The 21,036-nt window shown below is 42.1% G+C and carries 21 protein-coding genes; 9 read left to right on the top strand and 12 right to left on the bottom strand.

What is annotated here, in order from left to right:
- Complete coding sequence (locus tag Q0L00_RS01000) at positions 1-1,380, bottom strand: MATE family efflux transporter (protein WP_297335006.1); 1,380 nt, start codon at positions 1,378-1,380, stop codon at positions 1-3.
- A 196-nt stretch (positions 1,381-1,576) separates the two neighbouring features.
- Between Q0L00_RS01000 and mnmA the strand changes: the two genes are divergently transcribed.
- From mnmA to Q0L00_RS00985, 3 genes are read left to right on the top strand one after another with little or no spacing between them, the layout of a single operon-like run.
- Entirely contained in the window at positions 1,577-2,788 is a 1,212-nt protein-coding gene (mnmA, locus tag Q0L00_RS00995) for a tRNA 2-thiouridine(34) synthase MnmA (RefSeq protein WP_297334984.1), read from the top strand.
- 17 nt (positions 2,789-2,805) lie between these two features.
- Entirely contained in the window at positions 2,806-3,513 is a 708-nt protein-coding gene (locus Q0L00_RS00990; protein WP_297334983.1) for a pseudouridine synthase, read from the top strand.
- A 53-nt stretch (positions 3,514-3,566) separates the two neighbouring features.
- Complete coding sequence (locus tag Q0L00_RS00985) at positions 3,567-5,039, top strand: M28 family peptidase (protein WP_297334982.1); 1,473 nt, start codon at positions 3,567-3,569, stop codon at positions 5,037-5,039.
- A 157-nt stretch (positions 5,040-5,196) separates the two neighbouring features.
- On the opposite strand, the gene Q0L00_RS00980 is transcribed toward Q0L00_RS00985, so the two are convergent.
- The 4 genes from Q0L00_RS00980 to Q0L00_RS00965 all read right to left on the bottom strand — a co-directional run bounded on the left by Q0L00_RS00980 (position 5,197) and on the right by Q0L00_RS00965 (position 8,911).
- Complete coding sequence (locus Q0L00_RS00980; RefSeq protein ID WP_297334981.1) at positions 5,197-6,480, bottom strand: nucleoside transporter C-terminal domain-containing protein; 1,284 nt, start codon at positions 6,478-6,480, stop codon at positions 5,197-5,199.
- An 86-nt stretch (positions 6,481-6,566) separates the two neighbouring features.
- Positions 6,567-7,163 (bottom strand): bifunctional nuclease family protein, encoded by a 597-nt coding sequence (locus Q0L00_RS00975; RefSeq protein ID WP_297334980.1) that lies wholly within the window; start codon positions 7,161-7,163, stop codon positions 6,567-6,569.
- A 6-nt stretch (positions 7,164-7,169) separates the two neighbouring features.
- On the bottom strand, positions 7,170-8,138 hold the full coding sequence (locus Q0L00_RS00970; RefSeq protein WP_297334979.1) for an electron transfer flavoprotein subunit alpha/FixB family protein: 969 nt from the start codon (positions 8,136-8,138) through the stop codon (positions 7,170-7,172).
- Positions 8,139-8,173: 35 nt separating this feature from the next.
- Complete coding sequence (locus Q0L00_RS00965) at positions 8,174-8,911, bottom strand: electron transfer flavoprotein subunit beta/FixA family protein (protein ID WP_297334978.1); 738 nt, start codon at positions 8,909-8,911, stop codon at positions 8,174-8,176.
- A 74-nt stretch (positions 8,912-8,985) separates the two neighbouring features.
- On the opposite strand from Q0L00_RS00965, the gene Q0L00_RS00960 reads away from it, so the two are divergent.
- Positions 8,986-9,324, top strand: coding sequence for a tetratricopeptide repeat protein (locus Q0L00_RS00960; RefSeq protein ID WP_297334977.1), 339 nt, complete (start codon positions 8,986-8,988; stop codon positions 9,322-9,324).
- A 111-nt stretch (positions 9,325-9,435) separates the two neighbouring features.
- Positions 9,436-9,924, top strand: coding sequence for a hypothetical protein (locus Q0L00_RS00955; protein WP_297334976.1), 489 nt, complete (start codon positions 9,436-9,438; stop codon positions 9,922-9,924).
- Here Q0L00_RS00955 and Q0L00_RS00950 read toward each other — a convergent pair.
- The 3 genes from Q0L00_RS00950 to Q0L00_RS00940 all read right to left on the bottom strand — a co-directional run bounded on the left by Q0L00_RS00950 (position 9,921) and on the right by Q0L00_RS00940 (position 13,272).
- The gene (locus Q0L00_RS00950; protein ID WP_297334975.1) at positions 9,921-10,919 is read right to left on the bottom strand and encodes a zinc-binding dehydrogenase; all 999 of its coding nucleotides are present in this window, start codon (positions 10,917-10,919) and stop codon (positions 9,921-9,923) included. The genes Q0L00_RS00955 and Q0L00_RS00950 overlap by 4 nt on opposite strands.
- Before the next feature lie 2 nt (positions 10,920-10,921).
- On the bottom strand, positions 10,922-12,499 hold the full coding sequence (gene dnaB / locus Q0L00_RS00945; RefSeq protein WP_297334974.1) for a replicative DNA helicase: 1,578 nt from the start codon (positions 12,497-12,499) through the stop codon (positions 10,922-10,924).
- 65 nt (positions 12,500-12,564) lie between these two features.
- A complete protein-coding gene (locus tag Q0L00_RS00940; RefSeq protein WP_297334973.1) occupies positions 12,565-13,272 on the bottom strand; it encodes a lycopene cyclase domain-containing protein in 708 nt (235 codons plus the stop codon).
- A gap of 209 nt (positions 13,273-13,481) precedes the next feature.
- Between Q0L00_RS00940 and Q0L00_RS00935 the strand changes: the two genes are divergently transcribed.
- Together Q0L00_RS00935 and Q0L00_RS00930 are read left to right on the top strand one after the other, a co-directional pair.
- Complete coding sequence (locus Q0L00_RS00935) at positions 13,482-14,843, top strand: Mur ligase domain-containing protein (protein ID WP_297334972.1); 1,362 nt, start codon at positions 13,482-13,484, stop codon at positions 14,841-14,843.
- Positions 14,840-15,646, top strand: coding sequence for a 3'-5' exonuclease (locus Q0L00_RS00930; RefSeq protein WP_297334971.1), 807 nt, complete (start codon positions 14,840-14,842; stop codon positions 15,644-15,646). Before Q0L00_RS00935 ends, Q0L00_RS00930 begins: the two co-directional genes overlap by 4 nt.
- A gap of 61 nt (positions 15,647-15,707) precedes the next feature.
- Here Q0L00_RS00930 and Q0L00_RS00925 read toward each other — a convergent pair whose 3' ends face one another.
- Entirely contained in the window at positions 15,708-16,502 is a 795-nt protein-coding gene (locus Q0L00_RS00925) for a M48 family metallopeptidase (protein ID WP_297334970.1), read from the bottom strand.
- Positions 16,503-16,645: 143 nt separating this feature from the next.
- Between Q0L00_RS00925 and Q0L00_RS00920 the strand changes: the two genes are divergently transcribed.
- On the top strand, positions 16,646-17,131 hold the full coding sequence (locus Q0L00_RS00920) for a DUF4442 domain-containing protein (protein ID WP_297334969.1): 486 nt from the start codon (positions 16,646-16,648) through the stop codon (positions 17,129-17,131).
- Here the strand turns inward: Q0L00_RS00920 and Q0L00_RS00915 are convergent.
- The gene (locus Q0L00_RS00915) at positions 17,128-17,853 is read right to left on the bottom strand and encodes a hypothetical protein (protein WP_297334968.1); all 726 of its coding nucleotides are present in this window, start codon (positions 17,851-17,853) and stop codon (positions 17,128-17,130) included. The two genes, Q0L00_RS00920 and Q0L00_RS00915, sit on opposite strands and share 4 nt — an antisense overlap.
- A gap of 73 nt (positions 17,854-17,926) precedes the next feature.
- Positions 17,927-18,601: a DUF6503 family protein gene (locus Q0L00_RS00910; RefSeq protein ID WP_297334967.1), complete on the bottom strand. Its 675-nt coding sequence runs from the start codon at positions 18,599-18,601 to the stop codon at positions 17,927-17,929.
- Positions 18,602-18,633: 32 nt separating this feature from the next.
- Between Q0L00_RS00910 and Q0L00_RS00905 the strand changes: the two genes are divergently transcribed.
- The gene (locus Q0L00_RS00905) at positions 18,634-19,512 is read left to right on the top strand and encodes a glutamate--tRNA ligase family protein (RefSeq protein WP_297334966.1); all 879 of its coding nucleotides are present in this window, start codon (positions 18,634-18,636) and stop codon (positions 19,510-19,512) included.
- A gap of 35 nt (positions 19,513-19,547) precedes the next feature.
- Here Q0L00_RS00905 and Q0L00_RS00900 read toward each other — a convergent pair whose 3' ends face one another.
- Positions 19,548-21,029 (bottom strand): carboxypeptidase, encoded by a 1,482-nt coding sequence (locus tag Q0L00_RS00900; RefSeq protein WP_297334965.1) that lies wholly within the window; start codon positions 21,027-21,029, stop codon positions 19,548-19,550.
- Positions 21,030-21,036: the final 7 nt, after the last annotated feature.

Raw genomic sequence — 21,036 nt, 5'->3', positions numbered from 1 at the left:
TTAGACGACAACCTTTTTCCACTTTCCCCTGCGGAAAAAGAATAAAGCTACCAATGCATGAAAGGAATGTGAAAAAGCGATAGCAATGAATATTCCTAAATATTCCATTTTCATGGGGAAAGCTAAAAACCAAGCCAAAGGAATTTCCAAAAACCAAAGAACACCGATATTGATGTAGGCTGGAGTTTTGGTATCACCTGCCCCATTAAAGGCTTGGGTCAACACCATTCCCACCGCAAAAAATACATAACCTAATACGATCACCCAGAGACCTTGTGCAGCAATGTCTCTGACCTCTGGAATTTGGGTAAAAAATCCAGCTAACTGAGAGGAAAACAACAAATAAATTCCGGTCACTGATGCCATGAAAATTACACAATAACGGGTTGTCATCCAGACGGCTTCCTCTGCTCGTTTCACTTCATTGGCACCCAGATTTTGACCGACTAGCGTAGCTGCAGCTCCGGAAATCCCCCAGGCTGGAAGCAAGGTGAAAATCAAGACCCGCATGGCAATAGTATACCCAGCCAAGGCGGCGGAGCCAAACTCCGCATTCATCCGGGTCAAGGCAATCCATGAAACCGAATCAATGAGAAATTGTCCCATTCCTCCAGCTGCAATATCCATAATTTTTTTAATGGTGTGCCACTTGACCACCATATGCTTAGCAGCAATAGAGAGCCTGTGCTTTCCGTTAAACAACTGGTATAACTGATAAACCACACCCAAACTCCTTCCTATCGTAGTAGCAAAAGCGGCTCCCTCCAGTCCATATCCAGTCCAACTTCCTACGCCAAAAATCAAAATTGGATCTAAAACAATATTAAAGCCGTTTGCAATCCAAAGCGACCGCATTGCGTGATGGGCCTGGCCTGCACCGCGAAATGCTCCATTGATCAAAAACAGTAGCATAATGGCTGTATTGCCCGCAAAAATAATCCGAGTATAAGACACCCCTGTTCGAACAACTTCCGGCTCTGCTCCCATCAACTGGAGAATATTTTCGGCAAATACCCAGCCGAGCACACCTAAAACAATGGAAATCAAAGCTCCAACAAGTAATAGCTGAAAAGCTACCGTTCCAGCCTGGTCATATTCTTTCTCTCCAAATCTCCGCGAAACCAATGCGGTGGCAGCCATACTAATTCCAAATCCAACAGCATAAACCAATACAATAACCGACTCAGTCAAACCAACGGTTGCAATGGCATGTTCACCTAATTTGGCAACAAAAAATATATCCACCACTGCAAATGCCGACTCCATCATCATCTCCAAAATCATGGGAATAGCCAGCACCCAGATGGCTGTCTTCAAGCTTAAGGTGGTAAAATCCTGCTCTTTTCCTAAAATAGCATCTTTGATCAGTTGGAAATTCATTGCAATAGAAAAATCAATATCGGCTGCAAAAATAAGCCATTGATTCCACTTAAAACCTATTCCTGCACTCATTAAAATCCGTCTGAGACAAAATTTGTCAGAAATAATTTCTTTGAGACTTTGAACTGATTTAATATCCCCTCAGTTTTACATCCATCTAATCGAATGGACCTTGAATCCATTAAGTGATTTGACTATGAAAAATAAACCACGAGTTGTCGTCGGATTATCCGGAGGGGTGGATAGTTCGGTCGCCGCCCACCTCTTAATTGAGCAGGGCTATGAAGTCATCGGCATGTTTATGAAAAACTGGCATGATGAATCGGTCACCATTTCCAATGAATGCCCTTGGATGGAGGACTCAACGGATGCCATGCTGGTGGCCGAAAAGTTAGGAATTCCTTTTCAAGCCATTGATTTAAGCGAAGAATATCGCGAGCGGATCGTGGATTATATGTTCTCAGAATATGAGGTTGGTCGAACTCCCAACCCTGATATTTTATGCAACCGGGAAATCAAATTCGATATTTTTCTCAAAGCCGCAAAAAAATTAAAAGCCGATTTTGTTGCCACCGGACATTATTGCCAAAAAGCTGAATTTCAAGCAGAAGGTCAGCCGATTTATCAACTTCTCGCTGGTGCAGATCCAAATAAAGACCAGAGCTACTTCCTCTGTCAACTTTCTCAGGACCAATTAGCCAAAGCCTTATTTCCAATTGGACATTTACAGAAATCAGAAGTTAGAAAAATAGCCAAAGAATTAGACCTGATTACAGCAGAAAAAAAGGATTCCCAAGGACTGTGCTTTATTGGAAAAGTGCGCTTGCCCGAATTTTTGCAGCAACAATTGAAACCAAAAAAAGGCAGAATCATCCAAATTCCCGATCATCTAAAAGAATTTGACCGGCTTAAAATTCCGGTAGGAGTTGACCTTTTTGAATTAGGCGATGCAGAACTCTCCCATCTCTCACTTCCCATTCATTATCGTCCAGACCAGGGAAAACTCATCGGAGAGCACAATGGAGCTCATTACTTTACTGTCGGGCAGCGTAAAGGGTTAAATATTGGCGGAACTGGAAAACCGCTTTTTGTGATTGGCACCGACACTCAGACCAACGTAATCTACACCGGATTGGGAGAAGATCATCCCGGATTACTACGGAATGCGCTTTTTGTCAAAGCGGACCAAATTCACTGGATTAGAAGAGATTTAAAATTGAACCCCGGTCAAACCGCTTCCTATCAGGCGCGTATCCGGTACCGCCAACCCCTAACCAATGTCACGCTTATTCAACGGGAAAAAGGCCTTTATGTGATTTTCGAAGAAGCGCAAAAAGGGGTAGCATCAGGACAATTTGTGGCCTGGTACAATCAGAATGAGTGTATTGGATCGGGTACCATCTTTTAACTATTCAATCCACTCCCATGCTGGATATACTATATGAGGATCAGGAGCTTGTCGCAATCAACAAACCGGCTGGCCTTCTAGTCCACCGTACCTCAATGGCGGCAGAGGAAAAAACCCAGTTTGCTGTTCAAAATCTACGCGACCAAATCGGAACACGGGTTTATCCAGTGCATCGAATCGATCGGCCTACCAGCGGAGTTTTACTTTTTTCAAAAAATTCAGAAATCCTACCTCAGCTGAAAGCCCAGTTTGCCAATCGTGAAGTCTCCAAAAAATACTTGGCGTTGGTTCGTGGTTTTTTCTTAGAAAATGAAGGAAGAGTCAACCATCCATTGGAAAATGAACGTTCAAAAAAATTACAGGAGGCCATCACCCATTTTCGGGTTTTAGCAGAGAAAGAAATCCCCTATGACACCACCGGCAGATACCCTACCTCTCGTTATTCCTTGGTCGAAATGAGCCCGTTGACAGGTCGGACCCACCAAATCAGACGACATTTAGCTCACCTGCGTCATTATATTATCGGAGATAAAAAGCATGGAAATAACAAACAAAATCAATTTTTCTTTAAAGAATTTGGGCTAGAAAACCTCCTTTTACACGCTTTTAAATTAGAGTTAACACATCCCCGTACCAACCAAAAATTACGGCTAGAAGCCACTTTACCTGCTCATTTTCGGACAATATTGCTCAAAATTGACTTGAATTCTGATCTTATTCAATGAGCGGCCTTTTACTTTCTATGATTTCGCTTAATTTGCTTTAAAACAATTACCCTATGAACAAAACTTGCATTGCATTAACCTTGGTGTTATTGGCGGGTCCGGCCTTAGCCCAAAAAAAAGCAGTAGAAAAAAACTTCAACCCAAAAGAAGCCATTCATCATTTTACGTTTTTGGCTTCGGATGAATTGATGGGAAGAGATCCCATCAGACCCGAAATTGAACTGGCTGAAAAGTATATCGCTGAGCAATTAAAAAAGTATGGTGCTTCCCAAATCCCAGGGGCTACCGGTTACTTCCAAGAAATCCCCTTTAGGGTCTCGTCTCCTCCAAAAACAGGCACAGTAACTTTAGCGGATCAGCAATTTACACAAGGGGAAGACCTTCTGGTTTTAGATGGATTGGCCATGAAGGGCGACTATAGCTTAGTGGACATTGGCTTTGGTTTAGAGGAAGATTTTGAGGGTAAAGATCTTTCAGGTAAAATCCTTATATCGAATGTAGGTGCTCCTAATCGTTTCAGTCCTGCTGATTTATTTGCTCTTGGACGTGAAAAACTCGTCCGTGCAAAACAGGCGGGTGCCATTGGCTTGATCGAACGATTTAATATTCCTTCCGTACCCTGGCAACTGGTCTCTAATTTTCTGAATAGAACTACGTTAGGAATTGATCAAGGAGAAAGCTCAAATCTGCCCTATATTTGGATCAAAGACATGGATAACTCCCTTAGAGACAAACTTTCGGAAGGAAAATTAACCCGTACGGCCTTAGAAATCGAAGGTAAAACTAACCGCTCAATTACAGGTAAAAATATTGTGGGTTGGATAGAAGGCACAGACCCAGAGCTTAAAGATGAGTTCGTCATGCTTTCGGCACATTATGATCATGTAGGGGTGGGTACTCCGGACCAAACTGGTGATTCCATTTACAACGGGGCTCGTGATAATGCGGTAGGAACGGTTGCGGTAATCAATGCCGCTAAATATTTTGCAAAGAATCCCCCGAAGCGCTCCATTCTTTTGGCACTATGGACTGCCGAAGAAAAAGGCCTTTTAGGTTCGGCTTATTTTGCAGATAATCCTTTAGTCCCTCTCAATAAGATCATTTACAATCTCAACATTGATAACGGTGGCTACAATGATACTTCGGTCATCACCGTCATCGGATTGGGACGAACTTCGGTAGATGCTGAAATTGAATCAGCCGTTTCTGAATTTGGGCTAGAAGCTATCCCGGATCCATCCCCGGAACAAGGTTTATATGACCGATCAGATAATGTCAATTTTGCAAAAAAAGGAATTCCTGCCCCCACTTTCAGTTTGGGATTCCAAGCCTTTGACGATGAAATCCAGAAATATTATCATAAGCCAGGGGATGAGGTAGACAATTTCGATTTGGAATATGCCGTTAAATATTGGAAATCCTATATTTTATCCGCAGAACGAGTAGCCAACTGGGATCAAAAGCCAGTCTGGAAAGCGGGCGATAAATACGAAGATGTGAGTAAGAAACTCTACGGAGATCAGTAAAATCAAGAATTGGATGAAAAGAGGCCTAATTTCTACTTGGAGAGATTAGGCCTTTTTTAGGTTTAAAATTGAATTTTTAAAGTCACCGGGAATCTCGCTGAGTGCACCTCATTGCAAAATCTGACTTTTTAATCCTGCTCGATTTCAGTTGATTCAATTAAAATAACATGCCGGCAATCGTTGCGGTCATTAAGCAGGCCAGTGAAGCTGCCGCAAGGGATTTCATCCCAAGCCTACTGATATTGGCTTGCTGATTTGGGGCGATAATGGAAATCCCTCCTAATTGAATGGCTATTGAACTGAAATTTGAAAATCCACAAAGCGCATAAGTTGCGATAACGATGGATTTGGGAGCCAAACTTCCTGCTTCTTTCATTTCTGCCAGACTGAGATAAGCCACAAATTCATTAATTACGGTCTTTTGTCCCAGTAAACTACCGATTTGAAGGGTATCCCCCCACTCCACGCCGATCACCCATGCAAATAATCGAAATATTTGTCCAAAGATATACTCCAATGAAAAGCCAGAAAATTGGCCATTGGTAGAGCTTGCGACAAAGCCGTTTAGTCCTGTGGCTTCCCCAAAAAGTCCCATCAAAATGTAATTGATCGCCGCAATTACAGCAATGAAAGCCAATAACATGGCGCCTACATTTAAAGCCAATTTGAGACCTTCGGAAGCCCCGATTGACATGGCATCTATCAAATTTACTCCTAGGTTCTCTTCATTGACTTCCAGTTTCTCCTGTACGCGTTCTTTTTCCACCTCAGGAATGAAAATTTTGGATAGCACAATTGCCGCCGGAGCATTCATAATACTCGCTCCCAAAAGATAGGCAGCAAATCGGCTTTGTTCCTCCAAACTATCTCCGCCCAAGAAAGCCACATATCCGGCCAAAACTCCTCCTGCGATGGTAGCCATACCACCTGTCATCAGACACATCAGCTCGGATTTGCTCATTTGAGGAATAAATGGCCGAACCAATAATGGGGCTTCAGTCTGTCCTAGAAAAATATTACCTGCAGCCGAAAGACTCTCCGGGCCCGAAAGCCGCATGGTCCGGGACATTACCCAAGCGATTCCAAAAACAATTTTTTGTAAAACCCCTAAATAATACAAACCGGCAGAAACGGTCGAAAAGAAAATAATGGTGGGTAATACCTTGAAAGCAAAAATGAACCCAAAGCTGTCACCTGCCAGATCTCCGAATATAAAACGAGCCCCATCTTCACTGAAGCTCAAAAACTTCACAAACCCCTCACTGAGCAAGGCAAAACCACTGGCGACAATGGGTACTTTTGTAATTAAAAATCCAAAAATCAACTGTAGGATGATTCCGATTCCAACTAACCGCCAGTCAATTTTTCGCTTATTATTTGAAAAAATATAAGCCACCAAAACGATGACCATTAGTCCGAAGACTCCTCTGATGTAATCCATGTGATTGTTTCTTCAAATCAAGCGCTAAAAATAGGCAAGTCCTATTCAAGAAAAAAGTCCTGAGATATCAGGACTTTAATATTTACTTAGTTTCTTTTATTTATTTCATCCCTTATGCGGGCAGCTTTTTCGTAATCTTCATTTGAAATCGCTTTGTCAAGCATCTGATTAAGCTTGTCCAAGCTAAAATCCTTTAAAGAGGGTTCTTTTTTAGCTGAAAACTTTTGACTGGGACCGGGTTGAGGAGGAGAGGATTCTTCGCCTTCAACCTCGAAATGCTCCACAGCGCCTTCAGCCATTGCTTTGGCACTACAGAAAATCGGGCATCCAAAACGAATGGCAATCGCAATCGCATCCGAAGGCCGAGCATCAATCTCGGCTTCTATAGCCTCGCTTTTACACTGGATTTTGGCATAAAACACCCCCTCTTTCATATCTGTGATCACGATTCGATCCAGATTGAAATTAAAACCATTTGCAAAAGATTTGAATAAATCATGCGTCATCGGTCTATTGGGGACTATTTTTTCTATTTCCAAGGCAATAGCTTGTGCTTCGAACATACCAATGACAATCGGTAATCTTCTGATACCTCCGACTTCACCCAACACCAACGTAAAAGACCCCGATTGGGAGTGATTGGAAGAAAGTCCTAAAATCTCAAGTTCTATGAGTTTTTCCACAAAATATTATAGTTCGGCTTTTAGCGCTTCATTCAATTTAGGAACCACCTCAAATGCATCTCCAACTATTCCATAATCAGCGGCCTTGAAAAAAGGCGCCTCAGGGTCTTTGTTGATTACCACAATGCACTTGGAGGAATTTACACCTGCAAGATGTTGAATAGCGCCTGAAATTCCTATTGCAATGTACAAAGATGGAGCGACTTTTATCCCCGTCTGACCAACATGCTCGTGATGTGGCCTCCAGCCAATATCAGAAACTGGTTTGGAGCAACCTGTTGCCGCACCCAGTGTTTTAGCCAAATCCTCGATCATGCCCCAGTTTTCAGGACCTTTCATACCACGTCCTCCCGAGACAACTATATCTGCTTCAGGCAAAAGCACATCTCCTGTCGAACGCTCGGTATGGGTGATTTTAGAAGCAAAATCAGCTTCTGGAATGGTCAGCTCCAAGGACTCAACCGTGGCTGGACCACCATCAGTTTTCATGTCAACGGCATTTTTCTTGACCGCTAATATTTTCTTTTCTGTGGTGAGCTCCGTGATTGCAAAGGCTTTACCGGTGTAAATACTTCGTTTAACAGCATACCCTTCTTTAGTATCGGGCAATTCAACCACATTTGAAACCAAACCAGCTCCCAATTTAATGGATAAACGAGCCGCTACAGCATCTCCTAAAGAGGATTTGGCCAAAATCAGCGTCTTTGCTCCCACTTTTTCAAAAGCTTGTGCCACAGCCGAAGCATGCGCCTGAATCACACCTGCTGTCAGGCGATCATCTCCGGCATGAAACACTTTAGCTGCACCCGCACTCCCTACTTTAGCTAATTCTGAAGAATCTATAGCCCCTAAAGCTACTGCCACTACTTCTCCTTCCCCTGTTTTTTGAGCTAGGGCATAGGCATAAGAAACCGCTTCCAAGCTGGTTTTTTTAACTTGTCCCTCCGCATGCTCTATATAAACTAATACTGACATATCTATTTGATTTATTGTAAAATAAAAGATTAAAATTAAAGCACTTTTGCTTCATTTTTGAGCAACTTCACCAATTCAGAGACTTGGTCTTTATCTACCAACTTCACTGCCCCTTTGACCGGAGGAAGTTCATACTTTTTGGTCTCTGCCTGAGTCTCTTCGGAAACAGCCTCTACCACACTGAGGGGTTTGGTTCGAGCAGACATAATTCCTCTCATGTTAGGGATTTTCCATTCCGCAATGGGCTCTTGGCAACCTGCAATCAGGGGGAGCTGAGCTTCTAGCATTTCTTTTCCTCCTTCAATTTCACGGGCCATTTTTACTGTTGTTCCTTCCAAATCCAGTTTCATTACCGGAGAGAAAGAAGGCATGCCCAACAGCTCACCTACCATACCGTGAACCATTCCACCATTAAAATCAATAGACTCCCTTCCCATCAAAATCAAATCATAGCCTCCCTCTTTGGCAACATGAGCGATTTGCTGAGCTACAAAGTAGGAGTCTTTGGGTGTGGCATTGATACGGATAGCTTCATCGGCTCCAATAGCCAAGGCTTTTCGAAGCGTCGGCTCAGTTTCGGCTTCTCCGACGTTCAACACCGTAAGCTTTCCTCCAGTTTGATCTCTAAGTTCAACTGCGCGAGCCAAGGCATAATCGTCGTAGGGCCCGATGATAAATTGAACTCCAGTGGTATCAAATTTTGTATTATCGGCAGTAAATTGAATCTTGGAAGTCGTATCTGGTACGTGAGTGATACAAACAAGAATCTTCATTGGTTTAGGATTAGATTATTTAAGATTTATTTCGCGTGAAAATAACAGTCAGAAGGTAATTAAAAAAACTATTTATGCCCAATTTACCCCGAATAAAACTCCTGGAACAATTTATAAAAGAAGAACCAGAAAACCCATTTAATTGGTATGCCTTGGCCTTGGAATACCAAAAAATCAATCATGCTGAGACGAAAGACATTTTTCTAAGAATCCGACAACAATTTCCAACTTATCTTCCGCTGTATTACACTGCAGCCGAATATTTTGAACACTGCCAGGATTACGAAAATGCCGCAAAATTCTTCAGGGAAGGAATTCATCTGGCAAAAAATCAATCCAATGCCAAAGCCCTCAGAGAACTTCAAAACCGTTATCAAAATTTTCTTTTTGAAAATGACTTGAATGAAGAATGAAGATTATCCAATTAAAAATCTTTTTTACCCTTGAAAAACTAGGATGAGCACATAAAGGGATAAAGTTCTAGCTTATTTGTATATTAAGTTGATGACTAAACTCACCAGAAGATGAAGATTACTCAGGCTAATATGTTGGAATTTTTTCTTCCAAAAGTGGAAAAGGAAGGAAAACGATTTAAAAAAAATGCCCTGATTAAAGCTAAATTAGCTCCCCAAGGCATGGAAGTAGTAACGGAAACCTCAGATGGAATCCAAACCAAAAACGTAGCAGAAGAAGGAGATTATATTGTTGAAAACCAAACGAGTACCCGTGAAATCTATCTGGTTCGTAAGAAGGCCTTTGAGCGAAAATATGAAATCACTCAATCCCTTTCCCAAGGTTGGGCTACCTATCAGCTCCGCGAATTCATTTGGGCAATTCAAATTTCCGCTCAGGATATCCACCATTTTGGGGCAGACGGGGTATTGGATTTTATGGCTCCCTGGGGAGAATTAATCACGGCCAAACCCGAGGACTTTTTGGTTCTGCCACCTGAAAAAAACGAAATCTACCGGATTGCACATAAAGAGTTCAAAGAAACCTATCAGGAGATCTAAGGCTTCAACACAATTTTGCCCATCTGTGCTCCTGCTTTCATCCGATCGAATGCCTCTACGGCCTGCGAAAATGAAAAAACCTGGTCTAAGACCGGCTTGATCTTGTGGGTACGGACCAAATCCAACATTTGGTTAAAATCCCGATCAGAACCCATGGTACTTCCCATGATTTTTAACTGATTCCAAAATATCTTTCTCGCCTCTAAATGGGAAGGGTTACCCAAAGTAGCTCCATAAAAAACGATACGGCCCCCCGGTGCTGCTACTTGAATCAAATCGTTGAGCGAATTTCCTGCTGCACCATCAATGATCAAATCAAATCCACCAACTTTTGAGTTGGCCAACTCGGTCCATTCAGCAACTCGATAATTAAAGCCCGAGGTGACCCCCAAACTTTTGGCTTTTTCGATCTTGGAAGGACTGCTGCTAGTGACATAAACATCCGCATCCCTTGCTAAAGCAAATTGAGTGGCAAATTGAGCTACTCCCCCACCAAAACCAGTAACCAAGACTTTTTCTCCTGCCTTCACCTCCCCTTGATAACACAAGGCCCGATAGGCTGTTAACCCAGCTAAAGGAAGTGAAGCTGCCTCTTCCCAGGTTAAATGACTCGGTTTGGGAAAAACACGATCCGCATTCACCACTAATTCTTCTGCCAAGGTCCCATTACTGGGCATCCCTAAAATTTGAAAATCCTTCCCCTGAACCCTCTGGTTATTTCCCCAATTCATAGCAGGATTGACCAGTACTTCCTGCCCCAAGCTTAAATGGGTAACCTTTGACCCCAGTTCAACAATCACCCCCGCTCCATCGGAACCTAAAATTACCCCATCTTTTAAGTTGGGGTACAAGCCCTGACGACACCATTCATCCCGATGATTGAGTGCGGCACTTTTGATTTTGATTTTTACCTGATTGTCTTCGATCAAAAAAGAATCAAATTCCCGCTCTTCCAATTGTCCAGAAAGCGATCTATTGAGCACAATACCTTTCATGACTAAAAATCTAACGGTTTGGTATTCGGATTTGTAAAATCATCCATATCATCATTAGCTCGGCTTGACATTTTGATGGTATTTGGCTGATCAAAATCAGAAACTCCACTAGAGCTAGGAGTAAATTTGCCTCCATAAGGGAGGTCAGCACCAGGTTTTTCGGGAAAATTCCCAAAATTATCCAAATCAGTGAACTTGGTGTATTTGCCTATAAACCGAAGCTTCACATTTTCCAAAGATCCGTTTCGATGTTTGGCGATAATTACCTCCCCAACACCCAAAGTGGAATTGTGATCCTCATCCTCGGTAATCCCATAGTATTCGGGACGATAAAGAAACATTACCATATCCGCATCTTGCTCGATCGAGCCCGATTCCCGCAAATCAGATAACTGGGGTCGTTTATCTCCTCCTCGGGTTTCAACTGCTCGGGAAAGCTGGGAAAGAGCAATAACGGGTATGCTGAGCTCTTTGGCAATCTTTTTTAGAGCCCGCGATATACTGGCAATTTCTTGTTCCCTATTTCCTGCCCCTCCTTTCCCGGTATCTCCTGACATCAGCTGAAGGTAATCGACCACGACCATTTGAATGTCATGCTGGGCTTTGAGTTTTCTACATTTTGCCCGAAGTTCCAAAATAGACAAAGCAGGCGTGTCATCAACAAAAAGTGGTGCTTTGGAAAGTTTGGCTGTTTTATGAACTAATTGAGCCCATTCATGCTCGGCAAGAGAGCCTTTTTTAATTTTTTCTGAATCCAACTCCGCTTCAGAAGCGATCAGACGATTGACCAATTGAACTGAGGACATCTCCAGCGAAAAGATGGCTACGGGTTTATTGTGATCTACGGCCGCATTTCTTAGTACAGAAAGTACAAAAGCTGTTTTTCCCATCGCAGGACGTGCAGCGATAATCACCAAGTCAGATTTTTGCCAACCCGAAGTCACACGATCTAAGGCAGTAAAACCGGAAGGAACTCCAGTAAGTCCATCCTTTTGATCCTTTTTGGCTTCCATTTCTGCAATCGCTTCCCTCATGATGGACTTCATATCGGAATAATTCTTTCGAATATTTTTCTCCGAAATTTCAAACAGGGATTGCTCCATTTTGTCCAAAAGTTCAAAAACATCCGTGGTTTCCTCAAAGGCATCCCGCTGAATATCGGAGGCAATCCTAATCATTTCGCGCTTGATGGATTGCTCGGTAATGATCCGAGCGTGATATTCAATATTGGCTGCTGAGGAAACTTTAGAGGTGAGTTCAGTGATGTAAAAGGCACCTCCTGCTACTTCCAGGGTACCATTTCGCCGAAGCTGTGCGGTCACTGTCAACAAATCGATGGGTTGTGAATCTGTAAAAAGATCCAAAATCGCCTGGAAAATTACTTGATGGGCATCTTTATAGAATGATTCTACCTTTAAAATGTCAATGACATTGGTCAGCGCATCTTTTTCCAACATCAATGCACCAAGAACCGCCTCCTCCAGATCAATGGCCTGAGGAGGGATTTTTCCTAAGGATGAAGGACTTTCAAAAGTAGGCTTCTTTCGAGGTATTCGTGAGTTGGTTGGCTTATCAGACATTTAACAAATGTATCGGCTTTCAGTCAAGAGTTTTAAACAATTTTTCCAAAACTTATCAACAAATTTCAATCCACCTGAAGCTCATTGGGTTTATAATACACCCCATTCCTATACCCCCGAAACATACTACACAGCATAGCCCAGGTAAAGTGCCATAGCATTTCAGAAAGTGGAATTCCAAGTATTCTGATTCCCAAAATCGGTTTTTCCAACATGCCGTATTTATTCCAAAAATCTGGAAAAAGCAGGTTGAAATTGATCAAATAAATGACAAAAGAAATTCCTAAGGTAAGGAAAGCAGACTGAATCGAAATACCGATTAAATCCGGACGCTGAATCCAAATATAAACTGAGAGCAAAAAGAAGGTAATAAAGGTAACATAGCCCGAATGAAAACCCAGTCCAATACTGAACAAGGTCAAACTTCCACTTCCTAACAGAAATAGAATAAAGAAATGAAAATTCTTTGCAGGTTCCTCCCGTTCAAAATCAATTTTTCTTTTGGTATACGCTGTATGAATGTATCCCCCTACCCCAAAAAGAGCAAACCCAATGATAAAATCCTCTATTCCGACTATTCCTCCATCAGCGAAGAGGGTTGGTGGTCTCCAATAGTCCCGAAAATACCAAACCTCGGCAATGACTCCCATGATTCCTCCGATAAACCCCACCTTGACCATCCCACTTTTCCATGGGGACTTCCAAAATACCCCAAGCCAGGCTACCATATACAAAAGCGCCAGAGAGAAATAGGCAAATTTATAATCCAGCATAGAGAAAAATAATTTAGCCCAAAATTAAATGTTTTTAACTAACCTTCCATAGGTTTTGGGGAAAGTAGTAGGGGAAAGTACCATTGAGGAGAGGGGGGGATGGCTTCTCCTGACGCTAAAAAAAATGGAAATCCTAAGGCTCAATTTCCTTCTGGTACTCCTTTCGGATTGAAAATATAACTAAGTTTGAAGCCATTGAAAAAACCACAATGAGCAAATACCACTTTATAGCAATTGGTGGGGCCGTAATGCACAATTTGGCACTCGCTTTAGTTCAAAAGGGATATCAAATTTCCGGATCAGATGACGAAATTTATGAACCCTCCCGTACCAGACTGGAACGAGCGGGAATCCTGCCTGAAGCCTTTGGCTGGTTTCCCGAGAAAATCAGCTCCGATCTTGATGGTATCATTCTTGGGATGCATGCTCGAATTGATAATCCTGAACTGGTTAGAGCCCGGGATTTAGGTATCCCCGTGTACTCATTCCCCGAGTTTATTTACAATCAAAGCAAGCATAAAAAACGCGTAGTTATTGCCGGATCCCATGGCAAAACTTCCATTACGTCCATAATTCTACATGTCCTCAGGGATCAAGGAGTAGATTTTGATTATTTGGTTGGCGCACAAATTGAAGGCTTTGACTTAATGGTACGGCTTTCCGATGCCCCAGTTATCATCATTGAAGGGGATGAATACCTCACCTCTCCCCTAGACCGTAGACCCAAATTTTTTCACTACCAACATGACATTGCACTGCTGTCCGGAATAGCTTGGGATCATTTTAATGTCTTCCCGGATTTTGAAGATTACAAAAATCAATTTCGCCAATTCGTCAAGTTGACTCCGCAAGAGGGAGAAATTATTTATTGCCAAGCCGACCCTTTAGTCAAAGAAGTGGTTGAAGAAAGTAAAATCAAAGCAAGGAAAACGCCCTACTCCGCTCACCCTGCAAGAATTAAAAATGGAAAAACGTTTTTAACCCTAGATCAAACCCAAATTCCGATTCATCTTTTTGGGGAGCATAATTTACAAAATCTCCAAGGAGCAAAACGAATCTGTGAAGCCTTGGGCTTGACCCAAAGTCAATTTTACACCTCCATTCAAACCTTTAAAGGAGCAGCCAAACGACTTGAACTCCTCAAATCAGCGGTAGACCGAGCAATTTACCGGGATTTTGCTCATGCTCCATCCAAGCTTAAAGCCACCGCCTCGGCTGTAAAAAAGCAGTATCCTGAGCGTAAATTAATTGCTGTACAGGAGTTACATACTTACTCCTCACTCAATAAGGATTTTCTTCCCAACTACCGGGGAAGCATGGACTCAGCCGACCAGGCAATTATCTACTTGAATCCACATGCGGCAGAATTAAAAAAGCTTGAATTAATGGATGAAGAGACGTTAAGAAAAGGGTTTGAACGAAGTGATTTAAAATTATTCACCGATAGTCACGCATTAAAATCGTATCTTGAAGGCCTCGATTATACCAATAGTAATTTGCTCTTAATGAGCTCAGGAAATTATGACAATATGGATCTTCAGGGGATCCTGACAAAATTTGAACAAAAATGAATTTGAACTTACGAAACGAAGTCGCATTTTTTGACCTAGAAGCAACCGGAACCAATGTCGGAACGGACCGAATTGTAGAGATATCTATCGTTAAAGTTAACCCAGATGGTGGTCAAGCCATCTATACTAAACGGGTCAATCCAGGTATTCCCATTCCTTTGGAAGCTTCTCTGATTCACGGAATTTATGACAAGGATGTCAAAAACGCTCCAACGTTTAAAGACCTGGCAAAAGAAATTCATCAATTTATCTGCTCTGCCGATTTAGCTGGATTTAATGTCCTAAAATACGATATTCCGCTTCTAGTAGAGGAGTTCCTCCGTGCTGGAATCGATTTTGATTTGGATAAACGAAATCTCCTGGATGCCCAGAAAATTTTCTTCCTCATGGAAAAGCGAAATCTGACTTCCGCCTATAAGTTTTACTGCAACAAGACGCTGGAAAATGCCCATAGTGCTGAAGCGGATACTCTGGCAACATTGGATGTTTTTCGTGCTCAAGTAGAGCGGTATGTGGGAGAAGAAGTAGAAGATCTTCAAGGGAATAAAATTGGAGTTTTTGAGAATGATATGAAAAAACTCCATGAATTGATCAATGAAAAAATGGTCGATTTAGCAGGTCGGTTTATCTTTAATTCCGAGGGTGTAGAAATTTTTAACTTCGGCAAACACAAGGGAAAAACCATAGAGCAAGTACTTAAAGAAGAACCTGGCTACTATGATTGGATGATGCGCGGAGATTTTCCGCTCGACACCAAGCGGAAGCTAACTCAGGTTAGGCTTCGATCCCTCACGCAGCGATAAAAACAAAGGCCCGAAACTTTCGATTTTCGGGCCTTTATTATTATATATTTATTATTATATATTATTTGTTTTGTTGGTAGTATTCCAACGCCTTATCCATATTCGCATTCAAGCGTTCTATCCTACGATCCGGACCCGGGTGAGTGGATAGAAACTCTGGCGGCGCTTCTCCTCCAGCAGCAGCCATCCGCTCCCAAAACACGGGGGCTTCCCTTGGGTCATATCCTGCCATAGCCATAAAAAGCAATCCCAGTTCATCAGCTTCCAATTCATGATTTCTAGAAAACTTCAACATGCCAAATTGACCTACTATTCCCACAGACTGAAGAAATAATTGTTGTGTCATCGTTGGGTTCTGACCCATAGCTGCAGATAGCAAGCTCAAGCCAAAATTAGCCGCCATTCCATTTGACATCCGCTCCTGTGAATGGGAAGCCACCGCATGAGCAATCTCATGCCCCATGACCACTGCCATTCCAGTCTCATCTTTGGTAACGGGTAATATTCCGGTATAAAATGCCACTTTTCCTCCAGGCATACACCAGGCGTTGACCTGATCGGATTCTAATAAATTAAATTCCCATTCAAACTGCTCTACCAGATCATCATAGCCCTCCGTTTTCAAAAAGGATTCAACTGCTTGGGAAATTCTCCTCCCAACTTCGACCACCTTCCGACCGTCGGATGTATTGGTGAGTACTTTGCCTACCCGAACAATACTGTCGTATTGTTGATTGACCAGTGGCATAATTTCTTCATGAGGAACAGCCGAAAGCCGGCTTCTACCTGTAATAGGCACCTTTGAACAGGCATCTAACAACAGAAGTGAAATGAAAATCACAAGAATTCTTTTCATAGTCTTCAAAATAAGTGAGAAATATTAAGTAGCAATTTCAATGCAAGATAGTCTGATTAATCCAAGATTTTTTTCAATTCCAGTGCTTCTTAATTACTAAAAAAAAATATTCTTATTTTAAGGATCAATTAATTGGCCAACTGATGAATCTTAATCCACAGGCAGAATCTTATCGAAAAAAAATGACTAATTCGGTTATTTTTTGGTTTATCATGCTTTTCAAACTCCCCTCTGCAGTTTTTTGGCGGCTTTCTATTCAAAGTTTGAATGTGGAAAAATGTGAAGTGAGCATACCCTATTTTTGGCGTAGCAAAAACCCCTTTCGATCCATATATTTTGCTGCATTGGCAGGTGCAGCCGAACTCAGTACCGGAGCACTTTGTCAGCTTGCTTTGGCTGGGAAAGGTTCATTCAGCATGCTGGTAGTTGATTTTAGAGCCGAGTATTTTAAGAAAGCCGACCAAAAAATTATTTTTTCTTGCAATCAAGGTTTGGAATTATTCACCAAGATAGATTCCCTAGAAGTTAATGAAAGCGGTCAAATGACCCTGATTTCTGAGGGAAAAAATACAGCTGGTGAGCGGGTAGCCCGGTTCCATGTCACTTGGTCATTTAAGCGAAAAGCTTAATCCATGAGCAGAGTTTCGATTTTTATAAAATCCAACAATTGGTTGTAAACCCGGCTTTCACTCCAATCCAAAAATTCATGACTGGCATGAAATTGATTGAATTGAATAATCAATTTATCCCAGTCCTCTGACCCCAGGTTGAAATCCTCCTTTATTTTTGTTCGTATTGAATCTGATTCAACGACCGCGTAATAGCCTTTCCTACGGCGGTGCCATTCTTGTTTTCGAGTGTATTCCCTTTCAAGTCGGGCTTTTTTTGTGAAATAAGAAATCACCCCACTAAATGCTAATCCTCCCGTTCCACCCCCCGATTGGACTGGACCGGCAATCACCTCACCTTTTCTTGATGGTTGTTCGATTTCATTTTCATCTCGTAATACCAATCTCCCGTCTTTGAACCGGTAAGAATACGCCGGAGATCTGACTTCGAAAGTCGGTAAAAACCGGGCTTTATCCTGAATCTCGATCATGATAAACCGCTCCTTTCCCAATCGGATTTTCTTTGAAACGAATCCGTCAAATTGGACTAATAAGGTGTCTCCATCGGATCCCAGGACAGAAAAATAACCCCGCCGATTGGTGAGGTCACCAGATTCCCGGTTCAAAACTTTCACTTGGACACCTTCCAAAACTTGCCGATCACTTGCATCTATCACATTTCCAGAATAGGTCGTTTGTCCGAACCCTAAAGTGGTCCAGCACAAGCCTAGCATCAGAAACAAAAAACCTCCATTTTTCACTTTGGAAAAGTACGGGATATCTCTGATAACCGCATTTCTACCGCGTTAAAGTTGCTTAATCCACATTTTGTTGGGAAATGGATTTTAGCCGATCAGTTCCTAAAAATTCATTATTTTCCAGTAGAAACCAAGATCTGTTTTTTGGAATTTTCAACCCCTCAGATTCCAGTATTCCCTCCAGAAATATGATTTCCCCCTTTTTGTCAGCATCATTTGGATAAAATTTATAGGCTTCCAGTTGAGTTGTTTGAGGATCAAAATAAAAATACCAGGTATCCTTTGGATAAGGCACGCGTACCACCTGAAAGGATTTCCCATTCAACTCTTCTTCAAAAATTTGCGCATCAACCGTAATCCCTGGGTCCTTCAATTTCATGGGCAGTCCCCACAAATACCCATAATAATTCCGGAGCATCAAGGCTCGGTCTTGATCAATTTCACCCTTGAAAACGTAAACGGAATCTTCCCATACGATGAACTCCAAATCGTCTTTTCGATAGTGCATTTTGTTCAATTGATTTTGAAAAGAGAGTTCATATGCTCTGGAATCTTTTCCCGCGGGGAGGCTATCGATGATCGAAAAAGTACCGGAGAAATTCCTCCAAGCATCATTGGGGTCATGAAAACGAATGGACTGATCGATCAAGTCCGGTCCAGTCACCACCTTGGTTTTGCCGAATTCACATGAAACAAAGCTTGAGATCAAGAAAATCAGAAATAACTTGCGCATCGTTTTTCCTTCAATATATCAATTTAAACGAAATGAAATTCAATCTGACCCGAATAGCCCCTACGCCCAGTGGCTTTTTACATCTTGGAAACGCATATTCCTTTTTATTAACCCAAGCCTTGGCTGAAAAAACAGGAGCTAAAATTTTGCTTCGAATCGATGACTTGGATCGAGAACGCTATCGGAAAGAATACGTTCAGGATATTTTTGACAGCTTGGATTTTTTGGAAATTTCAATCGATCAGGGCCCCAAAAATTTATCTGACTTTGAGCAAGAATGGTCACAAATTCACCGGCTTCCCCTTTATCAAAATGCCTTACAAAAACTAAGCGATTCCAATCAGCTGTTTGCCTGTACCTGTTCGCGAAAAAAAATCCAATCCATGGATTCTTCAGGATATTATTTGGGACACTGCCTAGATCGAAAAATTCCTTTAGATCGAGCCGAAGCTGCCTGGAGGATCAATACGTTGACTGCGGATCTCATTGAGCTGTGTGCGTTTCCTGATCATAAAATCATTCAGCCCATTCCGCTGGACACCAGTTTTTTCATAGTTCGCAAAAAAGATCAAATGCCCTCCTATCACTTGGCATCTTTGGTAGATGATCAGCATTTTGAAGTTGATTTTATTATCCGTGGAATGGATTTATTAAGCTCAAGTCTTGCTCAATCTTACTTATCAGAAGTAATTGATTTTAAGAATTTTAAATATTCTACTTTTTATCATCATTCGATTTTGAAAGATCGAAAAAGGAAAAAATTATCCAAATCTGAAGGCGCCACCTCTCTTCAGCATTTACGCAAAAACGGAAAAAATCTTTCAGATGTACTTGGACTGATTGGAGAATTGATGGGTTCCCCTGCTCCCATTTCCACGATGAATGAATTCAAAAACCTCTTGAACTTTTAAAAAATTGGCTCGGATTAAAAACCCGAGCCTGTAACTTAATCATATTTGGCCGGAACGCCTTCCCCGACCATGGAGTCTTGGATAAACTGACGAATATCCTGATTGGAAGTGGCCAAGTCCTCTGCTCTCAAATACATCATATGCCCTGACCGGTAGCCTTTGAATCTCATCCGATCTGCCAATTTCCCATTAGGATCAATATGCCACATACTGTATTTGGCGTTAAAGAAATCAGTTCCTCCATCGAAATAGCCAGATTGCACCATGACATGTAAATAAGGGTTTTGACGCATGGCCTGCCCCAAATCGTATCCCGTTGTTTCATTGGATCGGTCCCAAGGATGAACCGGTCCAAACAGATTGTAGGTCAAGTCCGTTTCAAACCCCAAGACATTTTTTGCATAATGATTGAAAGCAGGCGCAAAAGCATGATTCCAGCTCGTTAGGGCCGGATCAAAATCATAGCGTTCCCCTCCTTCCATTCGATCAAAGCCTTTGTATCGACTATCCAGCCGACCCACAGTCATTCCCTGTTCACGCAGCAACTCTTTCCAAAAAAGACTTGTCCCCACCATAAGGTTGTTCGCAAGAAAAACCTCTTTATCCAAGCCTGAGTAACGGGCCATTTTAGTTGCCATCGCGTCTCTTTCTGCTGGGGTGAGGCTCCCACCTTTGACCATGGCCGGAAGGGCTTCATTGACTGCAAATTTTTCTACCTCAGGAATAATTTCATCCAGATCTTTGCTTTGTAAATCAGATGGCAACTGACCATGGTACCAAGCAGTCGCAGCATAATAAGGAAAATAATTCGCCATTTTAACCGGACCTCCCCGCTCAATGCCCATATCTGTGGGAGAAACTAATATTACTCCATTAAAATACATCCAATGGGCGTTTTGAAGTTCAGAAACCAGTCCAGCCACACGGGTAGTGCCGTAGCTTTCCCCAATTAAGTACTTTGGAGAGGCCCATCTGTTTTGACGCGTCACAAAAGTATTAACCCAATCGGCTAGGTATTGGATATCCGCATTGATTCCGAAAAAGGTAGATCGAGGTGTTTCTTCATCTAAAATTCTAGAATACCCCGTATTGACGGGATCGACATAGACAATATCGGCCACATCTAAAATCGAATGGGGATTGTCTCGGGTCCCGTAGGGTTGTACAGGGTACCCTTCATCATCGATATTAAGTAAAACTGGTCCCGTGTAGGCTAAATGCATCCAAATCGATGCTGAACCGGGTCCACCATTAAACGAAATAACTAAGGGCCTTTTCTCTTTATTTTCCACATCAGTTCGCTCATAATAGGTATAGAAAAGGGAAGCTATGGGATCACCTTTTTCATCCCAAACAGGCTGGGTACCCGTGGTGGATTTGAAAGAAACACGATTTCCCTTAATCGTAATTTGGTGATTCTTTTCAACTTTCGTTTCTACAGGGAGCTTTCTGTTTTCTTGCGCTTGAAGGCCAGAAAAACAGAAAAGCAAAAGAATAAGTAAGGTAAAATTTCTCATAGTTTAG

Source organism: Algoriphagus sp. (assembly GCF_024305035.1).
Taxonomy (GTDB): Bacteria; Bacteroidota; Bacteroidia; order Cytophagales; family Cyclobacteriaceae; genus Algoriphagus.
Note: the sequence above shows the minus strand (reverse complement) of the source record. Positions and strands in the feature narration are given on the sequence as shown.